The sequence below is a fragment of the Pseudomonas sp. S3_B11 genome (genome assembly GCF_054667715.1).
Genome location: NZ_CP162749.1, coordinates 1465623 through 1491692, shown reverse-complemented (window position 1 = coordinate 1491692; position 26070 = coordinate 1465623). Strand labels below are relative to the sequence as shown.

At 60.4% G+C, this 26070-nt stretch carries 16 protein-coding genes and 2 pseudogenes; 8 read left to right on the top strand and 10 right to left on the bottom strand.

What is annotated here, in order from left to right; all coding sequences use genetic code 11:
• Window positions 1-173 precede the first annotated feature (173 nt).
• Genes AB4O22_RS07010 through AB4O22_RS07000 form a run of 3 tightly spaced genes read right to left on the bottom strand, consistent with a single transcriptional unit; the run spans window position 174 to window position 5910 of the window.
• Window positions 174-1571, bottom strand: a complete 1398-nt coding sequence (locus AB4O22_RS07010; protein WP_460096034.1) for an efflux transporter outer membrane subunit — start codon at window positions 1569-1571, stop codon at window positions 174-176.
• Window positions 1568-4714 (bottom strand): efflux RND transporter permease subunit, encoded by a 3147-nt coding sequence (locus AB4O22_RS07005; RefSeq protein WP_460096033.1) that lies wholly within the window; start codon window positions 4712-4714, stop codon window positions 1568-1570. The genes AB4O22_RS07010 and AB4O22_RS07005 overlap by 4 nt, the downstream gene beginning before the upstream one ends.
• 2 nt (window positions 4715-4716) lie before the next feature.
• The gene (locus tag AB4O22_RS07000; protein ID WP_223472620.1) at window positions 4717-5910 is read right to left on the bottom strand and encodes an efflux RND transporter periplasmic adaptor subunit; all 1194 of its coding nucleotides are present in this window, start codon (window positions 5908-5910) and stop codon (window positions 4717-4719) included.
• A gap of 112 nt (window positions 5911-6022) precedes the next feature.
• Between AB4O22_RS07000 and baeS the strand changes: the two genes are divergently transcribed.
• Both baeS and AB4O22_RS06990 read left to right on the top strand, forming a co-directional pair.
• Window positions 6023-7441, top strand: a complete 1419-nt coding sequence (gene baeS, locus AB4O22_RS06995) for a sensor histidine kinase efflux regulator BaeS (protein ID WP_003203492.1) — start codon at window positions 6023-6025, stop codon at window positions 7439-7441.
• Window positions 7442-7443: 2 nt separating this feature from the next.
• Window positions 7444-8127, top strand: a complete 684-nt coding sequence (locus AB4O22_RS06990; protein WP_003203494.1) for a response regulator — start codon at window positions 7444-7446, stop codon at window positions 8125-8127.
• A gap of 71 nt (window positions 8128-8198) precedes the next feature.
• Here AB4O22_RS06990 and AB4O22_RS06985 read toward each other — a convergent pair whose 3' ends face one another.
• From AB4O22_RS06985 to AB4O22_RS06975, 3 genes are all read right to left on the bottom strand, one after another.
• Window positions 8199-8648, bottom strand: a complete 450-nt coding sequence (locus tag AB4O22_RS06985; RefSeq protein WP_003203497.1) for a hypothetical protein — start codon at window positions 8646-8648, stop codon at window positions 8199-8201.
• 107 nt (window positions 8649-8755) lie between these two features.
• On the bottom strand, window positions 8756-10018 hold the full coding sequence (locus AB4O22_RS06980) for a HAMP domain-containing sensor histidine kinase (RefSeq protein ID WP_003203499.1): 1263 nt from the start codon (window positions 10016-10018) through the stop codon (window positions 8756-8758).
• Window positions 10015-10698, bottom strand: coding sequence for a response regulator transcription factor (locus AB4O22_RS06975; RefSeq protein WP_003203501.1), 684 nt, complete (start codon window positions 10696-10698; stop codon window positions 10015-10017). Before AB4O22_RS06975 ends, AB4O22_RS06980 begins: the two co-directional genes overlap by 4 nt.
• Before the next feature lie 225 nt (window positions 10699-10923).
• On the opposite strand from AB4O22_RS06975, the gene bamA reads away from it, so the two are divergent.
• The 3 genes from bamA (at window position 10924) to AB4O22_RS06960 (ending at window position 14970) form a co-directional block, all read left to right on the top strand.
• Window positions 10924-13290 (top strand): outer membrane protein assembly factor BamA, encoded by a 2367-nt coding sequence (bamA, locus tag AB4O22_RS06970; protein ID WP_039012472.1) that lies wholly within the window; start codon window positions 10924-10926, stop codon window positions 13288-13290.
• A gap of 107 nt (window positions 13291-13397) precedes the next feature.
• Window positions 13398-14342, top strand: coding sequence for a glycosyltransferase family 2 protein (locus AB4O22_RS06965; protein ID WP_003203505.1), 945 nt, complete (start codon window positions 13398-13400; stop codon window positions 14340-14342).
• A 25-nt stretch (window positions 14343-14367) separates the two neighbouring features.
• Complete coding sequence (locus AB4O22_RS06960) at window positions 14368-14970, top strand: NAD-dependent epimerase/dehydratase family protein (RefSeq protein WP_460087996.1); 603 nt, start codon at window positions 14368-14370, stop codon at window positions 14968-14970.
• A 694-nt stretch (window positions 14971-15664) separates the two neighbouring features.
• Here AB4O22_RS06960 and AB4O22_RS06955 read toward each other — a convergent pair.
• The 4 genes and pseudogenes from AB4O22_RS06955 to AB4O22_RS06940 all read right to left on the bottom strand — a co-directional run.
• Window positions 15665-17830, bottom strand: a complete 2166-nt coding sequence (locus AB4O22_RS06955; protein ID WP_460106086.1) for a glycosyltransferase — start codon at window positions 17828-17830, stop codon at window positions 15665-15667.
• The gene (locus AB4O22_RS06950; RefSeq protein ID WP_003203512.1) at window positions 17823-18509 is read right to left on the bottom strand and encodes a 2OG-Fe(II) oxygenase; all 687 of its coding nucleotides are present in this window, start codon (window positions 18507-18509) and stop codon (window positions 17823-17825) included. Before AB4O22_RS06950 ends, AB4O22_RS06955 begins: the two co-directional genes overlap by 8 nt.
• Window positions 18503-19864 (bottom strand): annotated as a pseudogene (locus AB4O22_RS06945) (polysaccharide pyruvyl transferase family protein); the annotation flags it as partial. The gene AB4O22_RS06950 and the pseudogene AB4O22_RS06945, both read right to left, overlap by 7 nt.
• Window positions 19865-20002: 138 nt before the next feature.
• Window positions 20003-21226, bottom strand: a pseudogene (locus AB4O22_RS06940) (ABC transporter ATP-binding protein); the annotation flags it as partial.
• Between the two features lie 183 nt (window positions 21227-21409).
• Between AB4O22_RS06940 and AB4O22_RS06935 the strand changes: the two are divergent.
• From AB4O22_RS06935 to AB4O22_RS06925, 3 genes are all read left to right on the top strand, one after another.
• On the top strand, window positions 21410-22228 hold the full coding sequence (locus tag AB4O22_RS06935; protein WP_223472189.1) for an ABC transporter permease: 819 nt from the start codon (window positions 21410-21412) through the stop codon (window positions 22226-22228).
• A 303-nt stretch (window positions 22229-22531) separates the two neighbouring features.
• Window positions 22532-24826, top strand: a complete 2295-nt coding sequence (locus tag AB4O22_RS06930) for a glycosyltransferase (protein ID WP_460096029.1) — start codon at window positions 22532-22534, stop codon at window positions 24824-24826.
• Window positions 24827-24873: 47 nt separating this feature from the next.
• Window positions 24874-26061 carry a phospholipid carrier-dependent glycosyltransferase gene (locus tag AB4O22_RS06925; protein ID WP_460158241.1) on the top strand — a complete coding sequence of 396 codons (1188 nt, stop codon included), beginning with the start codon at window positions 24874-24876 and terminating at the stop codon, window positions 26059-26061.
• The last annotated feature ends 9 nt before the right edge of the window (window positions 26062-26070 follow it).

Genomic DNA, 26070 nt, shown 5'->3' with positions numbered 1-26070 from the left:
GTGGGAGCTGAGCTTGCTCCCACGGGGTGCTCCGGGGAGGCATGGGGCCGATGCTCACCACAGATCCCCTGTGGGAGCAAAGCTTGCTCGCGATGGCGGTGGGTCAGTCTGCCGTGATGTTGGATGTGCTGACGCTATCGCGAGCAAGCTTTGCTCCCACAGGGGCGGGTTCCTTAATTCCAGCCGCCGCCCATCACCTTGTACAACGTCACGCGGTTGCTCTGCTCGGTCAGGCGCAGGGTGATCAGGTCCTGTTGCGCGCTGTACAGGGAACGCTGGGCGTCGAGGGCTTCGAGATAGCTTTGCGAACCGCCACGGTATAACGCGTCGGAGAGTTCGAAGCTCTTGCGACTGGCGTCGGTCAACGCCTGTTGGGCCTCGATACGGCGATCCAGCGTGCTGCGCTCCGCCAGGGCATCGGCCACTTCCTTGAAGGCGCTCTGCAGTGTTTGCTGATAGGTCTGCACCTGAATCTCGCGCTCGGTCTTGGCCGAGTCCAGCGTCGCGCGGTTACTGCCGGCATCGAAGATCGGCAGGCTGATGCTCGGGGCAAATGTCCAGGCGCCACTGCCGGACTTGAACAGGCCGGACAGGGCCGAGCTTGAGGAGCCGGCATTGGCCGTCAGGCTGATGCTGGGAAAGAACGCCGCACGGGCGGCGCCGATGTCGATATTGGCCGACTTGAGCGTATGCTCGGCGGCCAGCACATCGGGGCGTCGTTGCAACAGGCTGGAAGGCAGCTCTGCCGGCACCTGCACCAGCGCCGCGGCCGATTCCAGGTACGCGCCCGGCAACAACTCTTCGGGAATGTCGCTGCCCACCAGCAAGCGCAGTGCGTTGCGATCCTGCAGGATCTGGCTTTCATACGCCGCCGCGTCGACCCGCTCCGACTCCACGGTGGTTTGCGCCTGGGCCACGGACAGACCGGAGGAGCCGCCCAAGGCGTGGCTGCGTTGGGTCAGTTCGTAGGTCGCCTGCTGGCTGCGCAAGGTTTCCTGGGCCAGGTGCAGGCGCTCGTTGTCGGCCGCCAGGGTCAGCCAGGCCGTGGCCACTTCGGCCACCAGGCTGATCTGCGTGCTGCGTCGGGTTTCGGTCAGGGCCAGATAGTCTTCCAGGGCTTCGTCCTGGAGGTTCTGCACCCGTCCAAACAGGTCCACTTCATAACTGCTCAAACCCAGTTGCGCACTGTAGTCATGGGTGGTGGCCGCCGAGCCCGTGTTGGACAACGAGCCGGGCGTGCGACTGTGAGTGCCACTGACACTGGCATCGATCGAAGGCAAGGACTCGGCGCGCTGGATACGGTATTGCGCCTGGGCTTTTTCAACGTTCAGGACCGCCAGGCGCAGGTCGCGGTTGTTGCTCAGCGCCAGGGACTGCAAGCGCGCCAGGCGGCTGTCGGTGAAGAAGCTTTGCCACTCGATGTCGGCGCTCACCTGGCCCTTGGGCGTGCTAGCGGCCGGCAGCCATTGCTCGGCGACTGGCGCCTCAGGGCGTTCATACTGCGGCGCCAGATTCATGCAGCCACCGAGCAGCGTGAGGATGGCCAGCAATGGCCAGCGGAACTTGATCATGCGTCACCTGACTGGGCGGATGGAACAGAGGTCGAAGCCGTGGAAACGCGACCGAAACGCCGGCGAATCTGCACGAAAAACAAAGGAACGAAGAAGATCCCCAACACCGTGGCGGACAACATGCCGCCCAGCACACCGGTACCAATGGCCTGACGTCCGGCGGAACCGGCACCGCTACTCAGGGCCAGGGGCAATACGCCGAACATGAAGGCCAGGGACGTCATGAGAATCGGCCGCAGGCGTTGGCGCACAGCGATCAATGTCGCCTCGCGCAAGCTGTTGCCCTGCTCTTGCAGGTGCTTGGCGAACTCGACGATCAGAATGGCGTTCTTGGCGGCCAATCCCACGGTGGTCAAAAGCCCGACCTGAAAGTACACGTCGTTGCTCAAGCCACTGACACGCGTGGCCAGCACCGCGCCCACCACCCCCAGCGGCACCACCAGCATCACCGAAAAAGGCACCGACCAACTCTCATAGAGCGCAGCGAGGCAGAGGAATACGAACAGCACCGAAATCCCGTACAGCAACGGTGCCTGCGAACCGGAAAGGCGCAACTGATAGGACTGCCCGGTCCACTCGTAGCCGATGCCCTCCGGCAATTGCTTGACCAGCGCTTCCACCGCATCCATGGCGTCCCCGGAACTGACGCCGGGCGCCGGATCGCCAACCACCTCCAGCGAGGCGTTGCCGTTGTAGCGCTCCAGCAACGGCGAGCCGTAGCTCCAGGAACTGCTGGCGAACGAGGAAAACGGCACCATTTCATCGTTGCTGTTGCGTACGAACCAGTGCTCCAGGTCAGCCGCCTGCATCCGCGCCGCAGCTTCACCCTGGACGTAGACCTTCTTCACCCGCCCCTGGTTGAGGAAGTCATTGACGTAAGTGCCGCCCAACGCCGTGGACAACGTGGTGTTGATGTCGCTGGTGCTCAGGCCCAAGGCCCCGGCCTTGCGATCATCGATGCTGACCTTGAGCTGCGGTGCGTCGTCCAGGCCATTGCTGCGTACCCCGAGCAAGCGAGGGTCCTGGTTGGCGAGCTCGATGAGTTTTTCCCGCGCCGCCACCAGCGCATCATGCCCCAGGCCGGCAAGGTCCTTGAGTTGCAGGTCGAAGCCGGACGTCTGTCCCAGGCCGCGCACGGCCGGCGGTTGCATGACGAACACATTGGCATCGCCGATGCTCGACAGCGCCATGGTCGCGCGCTGGGCGAAGGACGCCGCACCCTGCCCTGCGCCCGTGCGCTCGCTCCAGTCCTTGAGCCGGATAAAAGCACGGGCGCTGTTCTGGCTGTTGCCGTTCATGCCCAGGCCGGAAATGCTGATCAGCGCTTCGACTTCCGGCTGTTCGAGGAGGTAGCTTTCGAACTGCTTGACCACCGCTTGGGTGCGGCTGTCCGTGGCCCCGACTGGCAACTGCACCTGGGCCATGAGAATGCCCTGGTCTTCGTCAGGCAGGAACGAAGTCGGCAGGCTGAAATAACCGGCGGCCATCACCAGCAGCACCAGCCCATACACCAGCCAGCCGACGCGCCCGCGCTGCAAAATGCCCCCCACCTGGCGTTTATAGGCCTCGGCAGCCCGCTCGAACGTGCGGTTGAACCAACCGAAGAATCCGCGTTGAGCGCCATGGCCCTGACCATCGGACGGCTTGAGCAGGGTCGCGCACAATGCCGGCGTCAGCGTCATGGCGACGAGTACCGAGAGCACCATGGCCGAGACGATGGTGACCGAAAACTGCCGGTAGATAACGCCTGTGGAGCCGCCAAAAAACGCCATGGGAATGAACACCGCACTGAGCACCAGGGCGATGCCGACCAGGGCGCTGGTGATTTCATCCATCGACTGGCGCGTGGCGTCCAGGGCCGACAGCCCCTGCTCGCCCATTACCCGCTCGACGTTCTCCACCACCACAATCGCGTCGTCCACCAACAGGCCGATGGCCAGGACCATGGCGAACATGGTCAGGGTGTTGATCGAATAACCGAACAGCGCCAGCACGCCGAATGTACCCAGCAGCACCACCGGCACCGTGATCGCGGGGATCAACGTGGCCCGCAAGTTCTGCAGGAAAAGGAACATGATCAGCACCACCAGGACAATCGCCTCGCCCAGTGACTTGACCACTTCTTCGATGGACAGGCTGACAAAGGGCGTGGTGTCGTAGGCAATCACGTTCTTGAGTTGCATCTCCGTCGGATAGAGCGGTTCCAGCTCCTTGAGCTTGGCCTTCACCGCCTCGCCGACGTTCAGGGCATTGGCCCCGGCGGCGAGCTGGACGCCCATGGCGGCAGCGGGTTTGCCGTTGAGGGCAGAACTGACGTCGTAGCTTTCACTACCCAATTCAACCCGCGCCACATCCCCAAGCAGCACGACCGCACCGTCGCTGGTAGACTTGACCACCACATTGCGAAACTCCTCGACGGTTTGCAGCTTGCTGCGGGCGCTGATGGTGGCGTTCAACTGCTGCCCCTTCACCGCCGGCATGGCGCCGAGTTGACCGGCAGAAACCTCGGTGTTCTGCGCCTCCAGGGCCGTGCTGACATCCGAAGGCATCAGCGCGTATTTTTCCAGCAGGGCCGGGTCCAGCCAGATGCGCATGGCATAGCCGGAGCCCAATGTCTGCACATCGCCGACACCGTCGATGCGGCTGATGGAATCGAGCAAGGTGCTGGAAATGTAATCCCCGATCTGCGTGCCGGTGACGCTCGGATTGTCGGAGGCCAAGGCGGCAATCATCAGGAAGTCCGAACCGCCCTTGGTCACGGTCAGCCCCTCGCTTTGCACCGACTGCGGCAGCCTCGACTCGGCCTGTTGCAGCTTGTTCTGCACTTGCATCTGGGCCACGTCCGGGTTGGTGCCGGCGGTGAAGGTCAGGCTGATGCTGGCGCTGCCATCCGAGCTGCTGGAGGCCGACATGTAGGTCAGGTTGTCCAGGCCCTTCATTTGCTGTTCGATGACCTGGGTCACCGAGTCTTCCACGGTCTTGGCCGAGGCGCCGGTGTAGGTCGCGGAAATGCGCACCGTCGGCGGCGCGATGTCCGGGTACTGTTCCAAGGGCAACTGGCTGATGGACAAGGCGCCAGCGAGCATGATGACGATGGCGATGACCCAGGCGAAAATCGGCCGGTCGATAAAGAAACGCGCCATGTTCAGCCCTCCTGCACAATGGCAACAGGTGTCGCTTTCTGCGTACGGCTGCGGGTGCCGGCGTTCTGTGCCACGACGCTTTCACCGACCCGGACCTTTTGCCCGCCCTCGACAATCACCTGGTCTCCCGCGTTCAGCCCCGCCGTGACCCACCATTGGTTATCCACGGCGCGGTCGATGGTCAACATGCGCTGCTCGACCTTGCCATTGACCACCACCAGCACCGAAGTCGCACCGCTGGCACTGCGGGTCACCGCCTTCTGTGGAATCAGGATGGCCTTGTCATCCCGCGCCTGCTCCAGCACCGCTCTCACGTACATGCCCGGCAGCAACAGTCGGTCCGGGTTGGCGATTTGCGCCCGCAGGGTCACCGTGCCCGTGCCCTCATTGACGCTGACCCCACTGAACTTCAAGCGACCTTCATGGGCATAGGTGCTGCCGTCATCGAGCTTGAGGCTGATCCGCGCTTCACCTTCGCCATTGCTCTGCAGCACACCGCTGGCCAGGTCGCGCTTGAGCCGCAACAGTTCGGTGGTCGACTGAGTGACGTCTACATACATCGGGTCCAACTGCTGCACGGTGGTCAGTGCGCTGTCCTGGTTGGCCACCACCAGCGCGCCGGGCGTGACCGTCGAGGTTTCGATGCGCCCACTGACGGGGGAACTGATTCGGGTATACGCCAGGTTGATGCGTGCGGTGTCAACATCGGCCTGGGCCACTTGCACTTCCGCTTCGGCGGTCAGCAGGCTGGCCTGGGCATCCTCGTTGTCCTGCTGGCTGATGGCATCGATCTTTACCAACTGGGCGTCACGCTTGGCCGTGGCCTGGGCCGACTTCAAGGTGGCGCGTGCCTTGGCGAGGTTCGCCTGGGCCTCAGCCAATGCGGCCTTGTAAGAGGAAGCATCCAGTTGATACAGCGCCTGTCCGGCCTTGACCTCGGCCCCTTCGACAAACAACCGCTGCTGGACGATACCGCCAACCTGCGGGCGTATCTCGGCGATCATGAACGCCTGGGTGCGTCCGGCCAGCTCAGTGGTCAGCGCCTGGCTTTGCGGCTGCACGGTGATCACCGAGACCTTGGGCGGTTCGGGCGTGGGTGCCGATTCGCCGGAGCAACCGCCCAACATGAACAAAATGATCAAGCACACCAGGATGGCGGCGGTCACCAGGGATTTGGCGAATAATTTGGTCGACATAAATGCCTCTGCAGGACGGATGGTTCAAGCCAGGCGCCATACTGCGAGGCAAATGTGCAGGAAAATTGAAGATTGCCCGCCACCCTTGAATCTTCATCGCACCAGGGCCTAAATGGTCGGGCCATTCATCGAACTGCCCGAGCCCATGAAACTGAGCATCTCCACCAAACTGTTTATTGCCGTCATGGCCAGCGTGCTGTTTGTCATCCTGAGCATGGGGGTGGCCAACGGCTGGAGCTTTGGCAACGGTTTTCTCGACTACCTCAACGAACAGGCACTGTTGCGCATGAAGCCGGTGCTACCCCGCCTGGCCAGTGCCTACGAACGCGAAGGCAACTGGGAGTTCCTGCGCAACCAGCCGGATCGCTGGTTCGAACTCCTGCGTCCGGAGCCGGGGGAAAACACCACCTACCCGGAACGGCCGCCCATGTCGATGTCCGACCTGACCGGGGCTGTGTTTCGCATCGCCCTGCTCGACCAACAAAAGCAATTGGTCATGGGCTACTCGGCGATTGCCGACGACGCGCTGATGCGCCCGATCGAGGTTGCCGGCAAAACCGTCGGCTGGCTGGCAGTGACGCCGTTCCAGAACGTGACCGAAGCTGGCGGTGAACGCTTTCGTCAGTATTTGGTGCGCACCAGCCTGGCCGTGGGCGTGCTCTCGTTGCTGTTGGCGATGCTGATTGCCTGGTGGATCGCCCGTACCCTGCTTGACCCGGTCAAGCGGGTGGCCGCCGCCACGCACCGCTTGGCCGCTGGGGAATACAGCAACCGCGTGTCGGTGGCCTCCAATGACGAAGTCGGTCAGTTGGCCCGAGACTTCAACCAACTGGCGTATACCCTGGAACGCAACGAAAAAATGCGCCGGGAATTCATGGCCGATGTGTCCCACGAACTGCGCACCCCGTTGTCGGTATTGCGCGGCGAGCTGGAAGCCATCGAAGACGGCGTGCGCACCCTCGACCCTTCCTCGATGAAATCGCTGCAAGGCGAAGTCAGCATGCTCAGCAAACTGGTGGATGATCTCTACGAACTGTCCCTGGCCGATGTCGGCGCGCTGACCTACCGCAAGAGCGAATGCGACCTCAACGACTTGCTGGACGGTTGCGTGGCGATGTTCCAGGAGCGCTGCAATGCCCGGCATCTGCGTTTGGAGCTGGAACTGCCGACAACACCGCTGCAGGTCGAAGCCGACCCCAAGCGTTTGCAACAACTGTTCAGCAATCTGTTGGAAAACGCGGTGCGCTATACCGATGAAGGCGGTGTGCTGCGCATTCGTGCCGCCAGCGAGGACGACGTCGTGCGCATCGACTTTCTCGACTCCGGCCCCGGGGTCGATGCGGATCAACTGCCGCGACTGTTCGAGCGCTTTTACCGCGGCGAAACCTCACGCAATCGCGCCAGTGGCGGCGCCGGCCTGGGACTGGCCATCTGTCACAGCATCGCCCTGGCCCATGGCGGCAGCCTCAGCGCCGATCACTCGCCGCTGGGCGGCCTTTGGCTGACCCTGCGCCTGCCACGGAATGCCTGAACATGACCCCTGACAGCCCAATCCTTATTGTCGAAGACGAACCCAAACTGGCTGCTTTGATGCGCGACTACCTGATTGCCGCCGGCTACGCGACCCAATGCCTGGACAATGGCCTTCAAGTGGTGCCGGCGGTACGGGCCAGCGAGCCACGGTTGATCCTGCTCGACCTCATGCTGCCGGGGCGCGACGGCCTGCAAGTCTGCCAGGAGCTGCGCAGCTTCAGTGCCGTGCCAATCATCATGATCACTGCCCGCGTGGAGGAAGTGGATCGCCTGCTCGGGTTGGACCTGGGGGCCGACGACTACATCTGCAAGCCCTTCAGCCCGCGTGAAGTGGTGGCCAGGGTCAAGGCGATCCTGCGGCGCAGCCCGCAACTACTCGTCACCGCGCCAGCCCGCCTGCTGATTGATGAAGACCGCTACCAGGCGTCACTCGATGGCGTCGCCCTGGACCTGACGCCCTTGGAACTGCGCCTGCTCAGCACGCTGGCCCAGTCCCCCGGGCGGGTGTTTTCCCGGGATCAGTTGCTCGACCGGATCTATTCCGATCATCGGGTGGTTACCGATCGTACGGTTGACAGCCATATCCGTAATCTGCGGCGCAAGCTTGAGCAGGCCTGCCCGGCGGAGAATCCTATCGAGTCGTTGTATGGGGTGGGTTATCGGTTTCAGCTTGCTGACGTTTGAAGCGTGGCTAAAACGGTGCGTCATGGTGAAAGGGAGGATGGGTACATATCCGTTTTTTCGGTAACGGCGGCTTAGGGTTCCGCCGAATAGATAATGGTTTGCGCACTACCCCCCGCAGCAGGCCGGCGAGTGAAATAGGTGTCGCCTTCGTCTGTCTGGATCTCGTAGTCGGCCTTGCTGGCGACCCGGCTCGCTGCATCGGTGTGCTTGATGATTTTCAGCACCCGCTGGAACTTCACGCCTTGCGTGCCGTTCTGGGCGGGGCCGGTGAGTACATTGACTTTCTGGAACCAACCTTCCTGCTTTTTGTTCGACACCAAGGTGCCGCTCAGTGCTTCAAAACGCTCAAGACGGGTAAATCCCCAGAGTGTCTGTTCCTCGACCACCTTGCCCGGGGTGGCGGAACCGGTGAAGACGAACAGGTTAAGGCTCGGATTGTCTTCGCAGAAGAAGTCATAAGGCACCAGACCGTCGACCATTCTCTTGCCGGGAACGAAACCCTTCTTATGAACCAGAAACATGAGCACCTCCACGCTGAAACACCAGCAAACGCTGAGTAAGTTTGAGCGCAAAGTCTACTGAGGCGGGGCGTACAGGGCCGTCAAGCCAATGTAATATCGTGTAAAGATCACGCCCTACGAGGCAAGCTGATTTCCACGGTCAGCCCACCGGACGGCTCGTTGTGCGCCAGGATGGAGCCGCCGTGTATTTCCACGGCCCTTGAGGCAATGGCCAGGCCCAGGCCGAAGCCGGCACTGGCTTCGTTCAAGCCACGTTCGAACGGGTTGAAGATGCTCTGTAGCCGCGAATGTTCAACACCCGGGCCCTGATCGCGGATCTGCACCGTCAGGCCGTCTGCGGCGCCATTGACCTCGGCCACGACCATCACCGTGGTGTTTGGCCGGGTATGGCGCACCGCGTTTCGAATGACGTTCTCGAAACACCGATACAACAGCTCACCGCTGACCCGACTGACAAACGCCGGGCATGCCTGCAAGGTGACCTGGCAGCCTTTCATTTGTGCTTCGAATCGGGCGTCCTCGACGATCACCGACAGCAACTCGACGACATCGATTGGCTCGCGCTCGATACTCTCCGGTCGCCCCTGCAGGCGTGCCAGGGTCAACAGCGCTTCGATCAGCGTGTCCATGCGCACCGACTCACGGTCGATGCGTTCCACCATTTCCAGGCGAGCCGGATCTTGCTGCAGCAGCCCGATGGCCGCTTGCATGCGGGTCAGCGGTGAGCGCAGTTCGTGGGAGATGTCGTGCAACAAGTGTTGCTGGGCGTCTACCAACAGCTTCAACTGGTTGGCCATTCGATCGCAGTCTTCGGCCAGATCGACGATTTCATCACGTCGCGCGCCCATGATCGGCTTGACCCGGGTCTCGAAGCGCCCCTGGGCCACGTCACTCATGGCGCGCCGAAGATAGGCCAGCGGCCATGCCAGGTAGAACGCCATGTAGCCGCTGAACAGCGCACTCATGACCGTGCCAATGATCAACGGCGTCCAGTGGCTGGGCCCTCTGTCGCCTTTCTTGCCCAGGGGATGGGTTGACTTGAGCGACAGCACGATGCCGTCCTTGCCGATGATCGATCGCTCGTAGGCCGGTTGCCGCACCGGCGTGCCGGCCAACAGCTGACCGGCGCTGTCATAGACGCCAACGGCCTGGTCATCCGGGTGTTCCCACACCGCCAGCAGTTGCCGGCCCGACTCGATGCCAAACTGTCGCAATAGCTGCTCTTCCGTGGCAAGGATCGTTTCCAGATGAGGATCACCAGGCCTGGAACTGCCCATGACGAAGAGACCCAACCCCACCAGAAACGTCAAGCTGGTGGCGAGCCAGAACGCCAGGAACAGTTTCCAGAACAGTCGGCTAGGCTTCATCATTCGGCGATCAACAGGTAACCGAGGCCCCGCACGCTCTGGATCCAGGCCTTGGCATCGGGGCGCGGTCCCAGCTTGTGGCGAATGCTGCTGATGTGCACATCGATGCGCCGGTCATAGCGAGTCAAGGGGCAGCCCAGGGCATTGAGCGACAGGTTCTGTTTACTCACCACCTGCCCGGCACAGCGGGCCAGTTCCTCGAGCAAACTGAACTCGGTGCTGGTCACCCCCAGTTCGCGCCCCTGCCAGAGCGCCTGGCGCTTGCCGGGCCACAGGACCAGCGGCCCGGTCCTGATTACTTCACTGGTGGACTGATCCACTGGCTGCACCCGGCGCATGATCGCCCGCAAACGCGCCACCAGCTCCCCCGGCGAACTGGGCTTGGGCACATAGTCATCGGCGCCCAGCTCCAGGCCGGTGATCTTGTCGATGTTGTCGCCACGAGCCGTCAGCAACACCACCGGCACCTGGCTCACGGCCCGAATGCGCCTGAGCACCTCGATACCCGACAATCGCGGCAGCATCACGTCCAGCACCACGATGCTGTAGCGACCGGACAGCGCTTGCACTTCGCCCTCCTCCCCCGTGTGCACGGCAGTCGCCTCAAAGCCTTCGCGCTCCAGGTATTGGCTGAGCATTCCCGTCAGTTCCTGGTCATCGTCGACTAGCAATACAGAGATCATGGGGCGCTCTTGAGTAGGTGTCGGTCCATTATCGCCCGTGCGCCGCGCACCGTCATCGCCGCAGGCCAACCTTTACCTAACTTGACATTGGGTTAACCGCACCAAACGCAGCGAACTTTTATGCTTGCTCGCCACCAGCCCGCTCGCTCCCGCGGTGACTCGTCTTGCGGTGAGATATCCGCGTCCACCTACACCACCTGTCGATGTGTCCTGGATAAGATCTTGATGAATTTTTCGCGCCTGCTCTGCTCGGCTGCACTGCTGCTCAATGTCACACTTGCCCACGCCCAAGGCTTCAAGATTTCCGATATTCGTATCAACGGCCTCCAGCGCGTTTCCGCAGGCAGTGTCTTCGGTGCCTTGCCATTGAACGTCGGTGATAACGCGGATGAGCGGCGCCTGGTGGAGTCCACGCGTGCGCTGTTCAAGACCGGTTTTTTCCAGGATATCCAACTGGGACACGACGGTGATGTGCTGGTCATTACCGTTGTCGAGCGTCCCTCTATCGCCAGTATCGAGATCGAAGGCAACAAGGCGATCTCCACTGAAGACCTGATGAAAGGCCTCAAGCAATCCGGCCTGGCCGAAGGCGAGATCTTCCAGCGCGCCACCCTCGAAGGTGTACGTAACGAGCTGCAACGCCAGTACGTTGCCCAGGGCCGCTACTCGGCCACCGTCGACACCGAAGTGGTGCCGCAGCCGCGCAACCGCGTCGGCCTGAAGGTCAACATCAACGAAGGCACCGTGGCAGCCATCCAGCACATCAACGTGGTGGGCAACACGGTTTTCCCTGATGAAGACCTGATCGACCTGTTCGAGCTCAAGACCACCAACTGGCTGTCGTTCTTCAAGAACGACGACAAGTACGCCCGTGAAAAACTCTCCGGTGACCTGGAGCGCCTGCGTTCCTACTACCTGGACCGCGGCTACATCAACATGGACATCGCCTCGACCCAGGTGTCCATCACCCCGGACAAGAAGCACGTCTACATCACCGTCAACGTCAACGAAGGCGAGAAGTACACCGTTCGTGACGTCAAGCTCAGCGGCGACCTGAAAGTGCCTGAAGACCAGGTCAAGTCGCTGCTGCTGGTGCAGAAGGGCCAGGTGTTCTCGCGCAAGCTGATGACCACCACGTCCGAGCTGATCACCCGTCGCCTGGGTAACGAGGGCTACACTTTCGCCAACGTCAACGGCGTGCCACAGCCGCACGATGAAGACCACACCGTCGACATCACCTTCGCCGTGGACCCGGGCAAGCGTGCCTACGTCAACCGCATCAACTTCCGTGGCAACACCAAGTCCGAAGACGAAGTGCTGCGCCGTGAAATGCGCCAGATGGAAGGTGGCTGGGCCTCGACCTACCTGATCGACCAGTCCAAGACCCGCCTGGAGCGCCTGGGCTTCTTCAAGGAAGTCAACGTCGAGACCCCGGCCGTACCGGGCGTCGATGACCAGGTCGATGTGAACTACAGCGTCGAAGAGCAGGCTTCCGGCTCGATCAGCGCCAGCGTCGGTTTCTCGCAAAGCGCCGGTCTGATCCTGGGCGGCTCGATCACCCAGAACAACTTTCTCGGCACCGGCAACTACGCCAGCCTGGGCCTGACCCGCTCGTCCTACCAAAGCAAGTACAACATCGGCTTTACCGACCCCTACTTCACGCCGGACGGCGTGAGCCTGGGTTACAACGCGTTCTATAACGCCACCGACTACAACGAATACTACGATGACGATAATTCGTACTATTCCATCAACAGCTACGGCGCCGGCACCTCCCTCGGCTACCCGATCAATGAAACCTCACGATTGAATTTCGGCGTGACGGTGCAACATGACAGCATCGAACCGGGGACCTACAGCGCCGATGAGATCTACGATTTCATCGAGCGTGAAGGCAAGGACTTCACCAACTTCAAGGCCAACCTCGGCTGGTCGGAATCGACCCTGAACAAGGGCGTGCTGGCCACCCGTGGGCATTCGCAAAGCCTGAACCTGATGGCGACGGTGCCCGGCAGCGACCTGAGCTTCTACAAGATCGACTACACCGGGCAGACGTTCCTGCCGGTCAGCGACGCGACCTCGCTGCGCTTGCACACCAAGCTCGGCTACGGCAACAGCTACGGTTCGACCGACGGCCTGCCGTTCTATGAAAACTACACCGCCGGTGGCGAAGGCTCGGTGCGTGGTTTTGAAAGCGGCACTCTCGGCCCGCGCAACACACCGGCCACCGGCACCTATGCCAGTGCCGGCCAAGCGTACTACTCCGACCGGGACACCGAGTCACTGGGCGGCAACATACTCATCACCGGCGGCGTGGAATACCTGTTCCCACTGCCCTTCATCAAAGACAACAAATCACTGCGCACCTCGGTGTTCTGGGACGTGGGCAGCGTCTATTCCGACAAGTGCTATCTGAGCACCACCCAGGGATGCGACGGGGTCGATCTCAGCCAGATGGCCAGCTCGGTGGGGGTCGGGGTGACCTGGTATAGCCCGCTGGGCCCATTGAGCGCCAACGTGGCCTTTCCGGTCCGAACGCCGGATAACGCTGATACGCAGGTGTTTCAGTTTTCCTTGGGACAAACGTTCTGAAAGCGCTGGCCGGAACTGGTCGTAGGGCACGGATCTGCTATCTTGGATACAGACCTGAGTAGTTGCGATCCCATACGTATCCAGGTTTGAGCAATGGAGTGATGAAGTTGGAAGCAGTGGAACTGCTCGTTATTGATGAATGGGGCACATCATCTCTACGTGGCGAGTGTGATGTGATCATCGTCAATTACAATGCCGGTGAACTTTTGTTGGCGTGTGTAAGGTCGGCGTTTGCCGCCGGCGCTTCCAGCGTGATCGTGGTGGACAACGATTCCCACGACGATAGCCTGATGCTGGTGGAGCGAACCCACGCTGTCGGCGACTCGCTTCAAATCGTACGCAATGCCGCCAACCTCGGCTTCGCCGTGGCGTGCAACCAAGGTGCCCGCCTGTCAGCGGCTCCCAATTTATTTTTCTTGAACCCGGACACCGTACTGGCCGCCGATGCCATAGACCGCTTGCTGCTGGCGCTGCATAGCGCACCGGAGATCGGCATGGTCGGAGGGTTCCTGTGCAACCCGGACGGCAGCGAGCAAGCCGGTGGGCGCCGGGTATTTCCAACGCCCAGACGCGCCTTCATGCGGGCTTTCGGACTTTCGCGGCTCTCAGCACTTTTCCCATCACTGTTGTCCGACTTTTTATTGCACAAGGAGCCGCTACCCGGCACCCCCATTGTCGTTGAGGCCATTTCCGGGGCTTGCATGCTGGTCAAGCGCGAAGCGATCGAGAGTGTCGGGTTATGGGACGAAGACTATTTCCTTCATTGCGAGGACCTGGACTGGTGCATGCGCTTCCATCAGGCCGGCTGGCGCGTGCTGTTCGTGCCAGATGCCCAGGTGATGCATGTATTCGGTGGCTGCAGTCACCAGCGTCCCTATTTCGTCGAATGGCACAAACACCTGGGGATCCTGCGTTTCTATCGCAAGTTTTTCCGCCGCAAATACCCTGCCGTGCTATGGGTCAGCGTGGTGATCGGGGTCTGGTTTCGATTCAGCCTGATGGTCCTTCGTCACGCGGCTACCCGGTTTAAACATGCATGGAACCTACGATAAGAGACCCCAATTGCGGATAGGAATATTGGGCGGCTCCAGCCTCTTGGGCGAGCACGCCTTGCCATTGCTGGCACAAACCGGTCTCCCGACAAACGCCTTCACTCGAAGCCTGCCCACGGTGTCCTGCCCCGGTGTGACGTGGCGAAATGCTGACGACTGGCACGGACTGACGCTGGACACCTTCCTGTCATTCGCCCCTGTCTGGGTGTTACCCGACTATCTGGAACGCCTGGCCAGCACCCACGTCAAACGCGTTGTCGTGCTGTCCTCCACAAGCCGTTTTGCCAAGCAAACATCGCCCGATGCTCGGGAACGGGACGTGGCGCAACGCTTGATACGCGCAGAAGAACAGCTCGAGCAGTGGGCGATCGAACGGCAAGTCGAATGGGTGATCCTGCGGCCGACCATGATCTATGGCTTTGGTCGCGACAAGAACATCTCGCAAATAGCACGTTTCATTCAACGCTTCGGATTTTTCCCGCTTATCGGGGGCGGAACCGGACTGCGCCAGCCGGTGCATGCTGGTGACGTGATCCAGGCGTGCCTGTCCGCCATGAGCACGCCTGGCCTGCCCAGTGGCGGCTATAACCTCTCAGGGGGGAAGTCTTGCCGTATCACACGATGGTGAGGCGAATATTCCAGGCCATGGGGCGTCCGGAGCGAACGCTGCCCCTCCCTGCCCAGGTATTAAGCCGGGGCGTTTCGATCATGCGGTGTCTGCCGCGCTATCGACATCTTTCAAGTGCGCTGGTGGCGCGGATGAACGAGGACTTGGTGTTTGACCATTCGCCCGCCAGTGATTGGCTTGGTTTTGCTCCCAGGGCGTTTCATCTGATGGGTGAGGATTTGCCTGGTCGATAGGTGGGATGGTTTGGGTCTGGATTGCTTAGGGAAAAATGTGCTTCTCTGGGGCGGGGTGTATATCCGTTGCTGCGGTAACGGCGGCTTAGGGTTCCGCCCTTACGGCGGGTCACTTTTGGAAAAGCGCCAAAAGTAACCAAAAACGCTTTGCCCCACCACTCGGTGCCTCGCCTAGGCTCGGCATGCCTGAACGAAGGCATCGCTCCGTGGGCCGCCGCGAAGGGCCATCCATGGCCCAGCGCGGCTAACCCGGCATCCATGCCGGGTTGCCCACTGCGCAATACCTTCGTTCAGCCAGCGTGGTTAACGGGGCGCCCGAGATCAACGTCCACGCCGAGGCGGCCTAGTAGCCGACCTGGCTCTCCCGGTCGTACACCCATCAGAACTGTGGGAGCAAAGCTTGCTCGCGACGGCGGAGTCACCGTCGACGAGGATGTTGAAGGTCATGGCCTTGTCGCGATCTAGCCCTTGTCCCCTGTCTCCACGCCAGGCTCGTCGCGATGAACGTGGGCTTGCCAAGCGCCCCATTTGCTTTCGAAGTACGCCTGGTTTTTGTCCCAGAGGGCCTGGTACTCACCGCTGGCGATCAGCTTCCTGAACGAAGCCTGCCCGTAATGATGGATAAACGCGTCTTCGGCGCAGACCGTCCGGTAGCCAGCCGCCTGCACGCGACGGCTGTAGTCGTCGTCCTCGAACATTCCGATACCGAATGCTTCATCCAGATACCCCACCTCTTCGAGAATGCATCGGCGAAAGGCGACACAAAACATGGCGAGCATCGAGATATCGAACGACTGCCCCTTGTGTGCTTTGGTATAGCAGTCTGAAAAATCCTGCATCTGTTGAATGTCGGTGTAGGAAACTTCGATTTTCGCTTCGTTTCCTACCGCATTCGTGACCGGTCCGACCAAGCCGATACTAGGGTCTCTCAAATGCCGGACCAGCGGATCCAGCCAGCCGTCTGGCACTACCGTGTCGTTATTGAGCAACAGCAGTATGTCACCGTCGGCTTCTCGCAAGCCCTGGTTATTGGCCGCAGCGAAGCCTCGGTTGTCCGGGTTGAGGATGACCTTCGCGGTCGGCACTTCCTGGCGCAGGCGCTCGAGATAATCGCCCGTACCATCCTCCGAGCCGTTGTCGACGACAATGAGCTGGTAATTGGGCCAGGTGGTATTGCGCAGAATGCTGTTTACACATTGAATCGTCAGACTGAGGTTGTTGTACGTCACGAGCACGATGGAGACTTTTTCATACAGCCCGACGATAGCCAGTTGCATGCTATCGAATCGATCTTTCCAATCATTGGCCCGGGCAAGTTCTACGCGTCGTTTGTACAGGGCCAGGTCGCGCTCGGCCAAGGCACGCTCGATCTGCTCGATGAACTCATCGACTCCGGTTGCGAAGTACAACAGGTCTTTGTAAATGCTCATCTCCGCCAAAGGCGTGGAGATCACCGGCTTGCCTGCACTGATGTACTCGTAGAACTTCACAGGATCGACCGCGTGCGTCACGTTGTAGAGCCTGAAAGGAATCAGGCAGGCATCGAAATGATCCAGGTAAAGCGGCATTTGAGAGTAAGGCTTCCTGCCTAAAAACTGGACATTGGGCTTGTGCTCAAGACCCGCCAGATCGTCGACAAAAATATCCCCCACCAGAATGAAGTTCCACTCTGGCCGCCTGTCCGCCAACGCCGCCAGCAAGGGATAATCAAGCCATTGGGCCAGGGCGCCGTAGTAACCAATGACAGGCCCGGCAAGCCCGCTCAGCACATCATTGGTAAAGCAGTGCTGCCGAAAAAAAGCGAAATCCACCGCGTTTCGCACCAGTACGCAGCGTGGGTTATGGGCGCACCACTTGTGGTAAAGCAACGCGGCGGAAACGGTCACCAGGTCGGCCTGGACAATCAGGGTCTTTTCCTCGCTCAGCAGCTGTTCGCCGATGTTCGGGAAACCATCCCAGTCATCCATGCAGTCATAGAGAATGCGCCAGCCATGCATGGTTCGCAGGCTGAGTGCCACGGGGCTCCAGTAAGCAATATGCACCACCGAGAGGGCGGTTCTGATCTGCATATCGGCGACCAGTGCGGCCATGGCGAGCAGCAAAGCCTGATGATTCTCAGGCGTCACCACTTTTTCGTAATACGCCTCTTGCACATCACGCTGCAGCGCCACTTCAAAAATATTGGGCGCCACTGAGGTCAACCGATAGAGCTGTCCCTGTTCCGGCACGCTGGAGGGGACGATATAAAACACCCGGTAACCATTGCTCGCAAACTGGTTCATCAACTGCTGCGGTCGCTGGAAGCGTGCAGCCCACTCAATGTTGGCGAAGCAGAGAATATCCAGGCGCCCTTTCGTGGTGAAATCCGGGGCGACGTCAGGGTTCGGCAACGGCTGTGGTGCGGCCGGATAGACGATTGCAGCGGCCGTCTCGGGGAATTCCTGCGTGGCGCTAAAACCATAACGCATCAACCGGAAAAGCGAGCGCAGTGGTCGGGTGAAACGCCACGAACGGGTGTTTTGCAGGAAGTCGACTTTTGCCAAGGCAATATCGCGCTCATTGATGGCCGCATCTCTTTGAGCCAAGGCGGCGTCGCGGTCGATCAAGGTGCTGTCGAGCTTAAGCACGTGGGTATCCATGCAGTGGAGTGCTGTCGCCCGGCGGCCACATGGAGCTGAGGGACCCCGGTCGGTAGAACGTCGCCGTCAGGCTGCGGCGTGAGGAATGGCAGCCGCTCACCACGGGCGTGACAGCATGCCAGGAGTTATCCGAACGCACCAGGATCGCCGAGTTGCCCACCAGGGGCTCGATCTCGGCCGCCACGGCAGTGGGATCGTTGCGGTGCAGGATGTTCAGGCACCCGCCGTCGTTGCGGTCCCAGGACTCATTGAAATACAGGATATGGGTGACCAGTTTATCGGGCAGGTCCGGATGCGCCCCCAGGCTCGCGCCAGGACCGTAATGAAAAACGTTGACCTCCATCGGCACGCTGCGCAGATCAATCCCGGCCAGCTCCGACATGGCCTCTCGATAGCCGGCCGAGCCAAGATCCTGCGCCAGCCTCAACCACGCCTCGCTCAGTTCTTCGGGGAAAGCGATGGTATGGGTGCCCATGTCTACCAGGGCGCGGGCCTCATAGTCATAGTTTTTTTCACCACCATAACCACTCACCGTCTTGAAGTGATCATGAGGGAAGGTCGCCGCCAACGCAGCGGCATCCTCGGCCGAATACAGACTGTCAATTTCAGCCCATGAGAACGGGTGAGACTTTAGCGCCGCTGGCGTGAGACGAGAGAGATCTAGCATTGTCTGTTCTTGTTCGCTGTCAGGTTTCTGATACCACGGGCGATGGAACGCAGTGGTGCGGTCATTCGGAATGAATTGGAATTCTGCAACTCAAGCATCCTGGCGTCACTGAGGGCCAGTTGCTGACTGAGCTGGGCAATCCGTTGCTGCTGGGCAAGCGTCTCTACTGCCGGCTCCGGCGCCGGTTCGATGACCTCAGGCTCCGGCACGGCGGGGCTTACCGGACATTCAGCCGGCAATGGATCACGCCCCTCGGCCGCGGCTTCGAGCAGGTTGGGTAGATGCTGTAGAAAAGCGCCCAACACCGGCTGGGACGAGGTTTTGCCCTGGCGGATGATCGCCGCGACCCGGTCCCAGTGCTCGACCAACCGATCCGCCGCCGCACGCGCCGCAGGCGATGGCCGGGTCTTGCCCACGCGCGCGAGGAACCATTGTGGATCGACCGTCACCGCGTCCGGCAACGCATGGAGTGAATCGAACTCCGCCAGCGCCGTGTACTTGCCCGTGGTCAGATCCGCCGAGCAGAACACCGGGACGCCAAACGCCAGAGCGGTGATTGCCAGGTGATAGCTATGGCCGATCACCGCTTGGGCCTGGCTGAGAATTTCCGCCATCAGCAACGGCTCTGGCCAGAACGACAAGGTGATGGCCTGGGGCAGGCGCGCCGCAATGACCGACGGATCGTCACCCAGGACAGGGCCAATCGGCACCACCAGGAACTGATAGCCCTGGAACGCCTCGGCGTGGTCTTCGAACAGTTTTACAAAAGATTCCACCACATGAATGGCGTGGATCACGATGTAGGGCCCGGTCAGCCCGGCCTGCTCGCGCAGGCGAACGAACTCGGCGCCAGGCTGCTGCTCATCGATCAGGCGGGGCAAGCCGAACGCGGTGTCGGGCAGCACTTCGATCTCGGCCTGCTGGGTGAGCGCGCCGAGGGCATCGCGCGACAGCGCATCACGGACTCGCACGTACTGGCTCTGCTCAAGAGCCATCGTCAACAACGGCCTGGCCCAGTCGGGAATACTGTTGCAATGCATCCCGGGGGCATTCCACATGACCGGAACCCCGTGCTGCTGCGCGATGAGTGCAGGGGTCAGCCAATAACCGGTAGGGTGATGGATATTGGCGGTTGTCGGACCATAGCCGTGGGCAACGACTTTATCGAAGCGGATCAGGAAGCCACCGCCGATCAAAACACCATCCAGGCTGGCCGCTACATGAGGCAACTGCGTCAACGACGTCACCGCATAGGGCCATTCAGATCGGGTTTTCCCGTGATAGGAAAACCGATGCAGGTTGACTGAACCCAAGCGCCGGGCCAGCTCCGCCTCGGCAATGATCGGAAACAGCAGGTCACCGTAGTTTTCTACATCAAAGGTTCCGAATATAGCGACCTGCCACGTGCGCTCGTCCAGGTGTTGCGTCAAAACCTTCTCTCCTTGAGTCCCGCAGGCCTTGGCAAGCGCCTCGACTGGTCGAGGGTCGATCCTCTGCAAGCCCAGGTCAACCATGCCCAGGAAATTCTTGTGGTTCGGCAACATGTCGAACGCCAAGGGCGCCACCTGTTTCTCGATCAGTTGCGAGGTATCTTCCGTCGCGCCATGCAACAGCTTGAGCGTGACATGATAGCGCCCCTCGGCGAGGTTGGCCGGGAAGCGCACCGTGATCGCTGTGCGCCGCCAGCCATTCTCGGCCGGGCCTGGTTGCAGTGCGAAGTTGCCCCCGCCGATCACCAGCAGCCTGGCTTCCTGGATGGTGAAGCTGATGTTGGGTTGCGTGATCGACTCATGGAGCAACGCCTCGACGCGGATCTCGATGTCGTCGCCATACAGGTAACTGGAGGAGAGCTGCCGGGTGTTGGTGAAGCAGGCAGCGCTGATGTGCCCCTCTTCGGTCCCAAAGGCCATCCCCTCCCGCCCGCCCATGAATGACTTGCGCGTAACCGGTATGACCCCGCCACTGGCCCAGCGGCGTTGCTCGTCGCGCATATCGAGCAAATGCAGCTCGGCCATTTCATCGGGCGAACCACTGGCAACGACCCGGCCTGCGCGCAGGTAGATGACCCGGTGGCAGAAGCGCTTGACCATGCTCATGTCATGGGAGACGAACAGCAGCGTCGTGCCTTTGGCCGCCAGTTCTTCCAGCCGATTCAGGCATTTGAATTGAAACGAGGCATCGCCGACGGACAGGGCTTCATCGACGATCAGGATCTCGGGCTCGACACAGACCGAAACGGCGAAGGCCAGCCGTACCAGCATCCCGCTGGAATAGATTTTGGTGGGCTGGTCGATAAAGTCGCCGATATTGGCAAAGGCGAGGATATCTTCGAAGCGGGCGTCGATTTCCGCGCGACTCAAGCCCAGCACCGCCGCATTCACATAGACGTTTTCCCGGCCGGTGAACTCCGGATTGAAACCGGACCCCAGCTCGAGCAACGCGGCAATCCGGCCATGCCCCTGGACACTGCCCCGGGTTGGCATCAACGTTCCGCAGATCAGTTGCAACAGGGTGGATTTACCACTGCCATTACGGCCGATGATACCGACGGTCTCCCCCCTTGCGATGGTCAGGGAAACATCGTCCAGGGCCCAGAACTCGCGATAGAAACGCTTCCTGCCGCGTACCAGCATCTGCAACAGGCGGTCCTTGGGGGCATCGTAAATCTGATAACACTTGCTCAGGTTTTCGGCGCAGATGGCCACTTCAAACGACATCGGTAAAACCCTTTCATGAATCACGGCCATTATTGCGGTGTTACTGAGTCAGTCCTTCGCCGGGGGCTGCGGATGAGTTAAGCACAGATGGGATAAAAAACTGCGAATGAATCTACACTAGGCCTACCCTCCGTGAGGATGCGACTCAAGGAGCATCCGATATTGTCTTAGGATCAAGCACCGATGCAGTCGTTCAGCACGTCCCCTGCCGCCATGGTCAAGAGTGTCCTGATCAATCGAATATTGATCTACGTGTTGATCCGCAGAGAAGTCATCGGTCGCTACAAAGGCTCGATGCTCGGTATTTTGTGGTCGTTCTTCACGCCGGTTTTCATGCTGGTGGTCTACACGTTCGTGTTCAGCGTCGTGTTCAAGGCCCGCTGGTCTGGCGGCGGTGAATCCAAGAGCGAATTCGCCCTGGTGCTATTCGCCGGCCTGCTGGTGTTCAACCTGTTTTCCGAATGCGTGAACCGCGCGCCGGGCCTGGTGCTGGCCAATACCAACTACGTCAAGAAAATTGTGTTCCCACTGGAAACCCTGCCCCTGGTGGCGCTCGGCGCAGCGCTGTTCCACATGGGTGTCAGCGTCCTCGCCTGGCTGGTCTTCTATATCGTCCTGTTCGGTACCCCTCCGGTAACGGCTCTTCTGCTGCCGGTGGTGCTGTTCCCATTGGTGTTGCTGACGCTGGGAATCTCCTGGTTTCTCGCCTCGATAAGCGTCTACCTGCGCGATATAGGCCAGTTCATCGGCATTATCATCACGGCGATGCTGTTCCTCTCACCGATTTTCTATCCACTTTCGACACTGCCCCAAAGCTACCAGGCCATCTTGCAGGCAAACCCCCTGACGCTGCCGGTAGAAATGGTTCGCGATGTCCTGTTCTGGGGCAAGGCGCCGCAATGGGAGCACCTGGCCGCTTATTCGGCGATTTCCGTGCTGGTTGCCTGCTCAGGGTTTGCCTGGTTCCAGAGGACACGCAAAGGCTTTGCCGACGTCATATGACGTTTGTATACGTGGCGCCCCGTCCAGCAGCCGCTATGATGATTGATGGCACGGCTGGAGCCTGGGCCAGCCTGGTGATTGAAACCAACGTCGATCCTGCAAGACCGAGTATGCATTGCCGTATTGAACAAAGGATCAGAAAACCGCATGGACCAGATCAACCGTCTTGTTGATTGCATTGAAAAATTGACTCGCTCAACACAATCCAGATCCATTGAAGCCTTGCAACTGGTCAAGGAAATCGAGAATCGAGATCGGCTTATCAAACAACTGAACCTTGATTCAAAAGCGCTTCGCACCCGCGTGTCACTTCAAGAAGGTGAGACCGGGCGACTGCGCGAGCAACTGCGGGCTGCTGAAAAGCGCCTCAAAGAGGTCGAGACACTACTCCAGACAAAAGAAAGCGAAGCTGTCGCGCTGTCCGATTGGGCGGTGGATTTGCGCGCCCAACTGGCGGCAAAGCAGGCTGAGCTGTTCAAGCTTTCGGACTGGGGCAACGCCATCGAACGCGCTCCGCTGCGTTATTCGATACGCAAGCAGTTGTACAAGCTATCGCGCCGGGTCTACGCCTGGCTGCCACTCACCGCCCAGCAGAAAAGCAAGCTGGCGCACCGGATTCGAAGCTGGTTGAAGCGCCGCAAGGCAACGCCGGGCGAATCAGCGGCGCCAGCAAGCCTCACCCCGTTGCAACACCTGCCACCGCCCGTAAACCTTGAAGTACCGTCTTGCCCCGGGCAACCCATGATCCTGATGTTCGGCGTGATTGACTGGCACTTCCGCATCCAGCGCCCGCAGAACCTGGCCAAGGAGTTGGCCCGGGCGGGACAAACGACATTTTATATCTCGAACCATTTTATCGACGATGAGGCCCCCGGCTTCGAAGTGGAACCCTTGCAAGGCTCCAACCGGCTGTTCCAGATCCGGTTCAAGGTGCTCGACGCACCGGCCATTTATCAAGCTCCACCGTCAGCGGCCGCGATCCGCCAGTTGTGCCAAGGCCTGGCCATGCTTCTGCAATGGGCGAACGTCGGTGCCGCGGATTGCATCGTCCAGCATGCCTACTGGTTCCCGCTGGCAAGGCGCATCCCCAACTCCACATTGGTCTATGACTGCATGGATCACCATGAAGGCTTTGGCAACGTTGCCCAGGAACTGCTTGACCTCGAGATAGCCCTGATGCGCAGGGCCGATCTGCTGGTAGCGACATCCGACTGGATCGAACAACACGGCAAGCGAGAAAACCGCAACGTCGAGGTGATCCGCAACGCCTGCGAGTTCAGCTTCTTCAGCCAACGTCCCGACAAAATCTATCGGGACCCCGCCAACAGAAAAATCATCGGCTACTACGGCGTCATTGCCGAATGGTTCGACCTGGACCTGGTCAAGCAAGTCGCCCAGTCGTTCCCGCAACACCTGATCCTGTTGATCGGCAGCGATACCGTCCAGGCGAAAAAACACTTCAAGTCCTGCCCGAATGTGGTCCTGGAAGGCGAAGTCCCGTATGCCACCCTGCCCTACTATCTCCACGCCATGGACGTTTGCCTGCTGCCGTTCAAGGTCATGCCGTTGACCCTCGCCACCAATCCGGTCAAGGTCTATGAATACCTGAGCGCGGGCAAACCGGTGGTGTCGGTGAAACTGCCAGAGTTGAGCCAGTTCGGCGAACTGGTCTGGGCGGTTGAAGAGCCGACTGGATTCATCTCGGCCATACGCGATGTGCTGGACGCGTTGCCAGAGGCCAGCACTGCGTCGAAGGCACGTCAATCGTTCGCCCGGGGCCAGACCTGGCAGCATCGGGCCGTCAGCCTGCGCAAGGCCATCGCGACGTTGTCCCTGCCCAAAGTCAGCGTCGTGGTGTTGACCTACAACAACCTCGAACTGACCAAGGCCTGCCTCGACAGCCTATTGACCCAGAGCCAATACCCGAACCTTGAAATCATCGTTGTCGATAACCACTCCAGCGACCAGACCCCGGCCTACCTCACCGCCTGGGCCAAGGGACATCCAGACCGGATCGTCATCCTCAACCCGGACAACAAGGGATTCGCCGCCGGTAACAACCTGGGCCTCGCGGCAGCCAGTGGCGACTATCTGATTGTCCTGAACAACGACACGGTCGTCACCGCCGGCTGGATCAAAGGCTTGATCCGCCACCTGCAGGACAACAAGGAAATCGGCATCATCGGCCCGATCACCAACAACATCGGCAATGAGGCCAAAGTCAGCACCGGCTATGACCGGTTAGAAGACATGCCCGCCGAAGCCGCGCAAATGACCCGCGCGCGCATGGGTGAGTGGTTCGAGATCAACACCCTGGCCTTTTTCTGCGTGATGTTCCCGCGTTCGACCTACGAGCAGATCGGTGGCCTGTGCGAAGAGTATGGCCTGGGGTTCTTCGAGGATGACGATTACTGCCGTCGCGTGCAGCGGCGTGGCATGCGCGCGGCCTGTGCCGAGGACGTCTTCGTTCACCACCACCTGTCCGCCTCGTTCGACACCTTGGGTGCCAAGAAAAAACAGGCACTTTTCGAAAAGAACCGGGCGATCTACGAAAGCAAGTGGGGATCCTGGGTCCCGCACACCTACCGAGACGTATAAGCACCCTTTTGCATGGCACCGAGGTGCTGAACAGCCGAGACGATATTTTGCCCAGATCCAGTCTGAAATACGCAGTGGTGTTGTTGGTTTTACTGGCGAGTGCGGTGGTCGGCGTATACGGTTTTTCGACGCTTGAACTGGCGTCCATGAACAGCGGCACCCGAACGATATTGCTGTCACTGGCAGGCCTGGCCGCCCTCACCGTCTTCACTCGCAAGCCACCGATCATTCTTTGCCTGGGTCTGCTGGCGTGCCTGTCCATTGTCTGCGCACAGATTTGGCCGGTGATGGTCGTCGCGGTGTTCGCACTGTCTTCGACCGTGCTCGGCAGGTGGCTGCTCAGGCAGGACGCCTTGGACGACTGGAGCGTCCACCTGCTGGTGGGAGCCGGTACGTTCGGCACACTGACAGGCCTGGCGGCCTACTTGCCGATCAACTACCCCTGGCTGTATGGCGCGCTGCTGTTGTTGCCGCTTGTATTGGGTCACAGGCACGTCACATCGATAGGTCGTGAACTGTTGCGGCAAATCCGGGCCAGCCGCTCAGCACAAACACCCCTCCAGACGGGGCTCGACGTACTGATCTGCAGCTTCGCCTGCCTCTACGTGTTGGTCGCCTTCATGCCGGAGGTCGGGCATGACGCGTTGGCCGTGCACCTCTTTGTCCCGTCACACCTGGCCCAACAGCATCAATGGAAGTTCGATGCAAACACCTACGTGTGGGCGGTCATGCCCATGCTGGCCGACTGGATCTACAGCATTGTCTATATGCTGGCCGGTGAAACAGCCTCGCGCCTGAGCAACAGCGCGTTCACCCTGCTGCTGGCCTGGCAAATCCGCAACATGACCCTCTGGGCCGGTGGCTCCGCCACAAGCGCCCGCTGGGCCAGCCTGATCTTTCTGTCAACGCCCCTCGCCTTCGCTGAAAGCAGCAGCCTGCACATCGAATCGGCGTGGACCGCCTTCATGATGGCCGGGACGCTGGCGATCCTGAAGGTCTCAAGCTTCACACCGGAGCCCAGGGAGCGCCTGTCGCAATTGCTCCTGGCGGGCCTCCTGCTGGGCTTCGCCATGGCGACCAAGGCCGTGACCTTGAGCGTCCTGCCGGTCCTGCTGGTAATCCTCTTGCTGCACTACAAGGCCTGGGTTGTCCCAGGAATCGTCAAGACACTCCTGTTGGGCAGTGCCGGCCTGATACTGGCCGGTGCTACCCCTACGTCTCTGCCGGATACTTGACCGGCAACC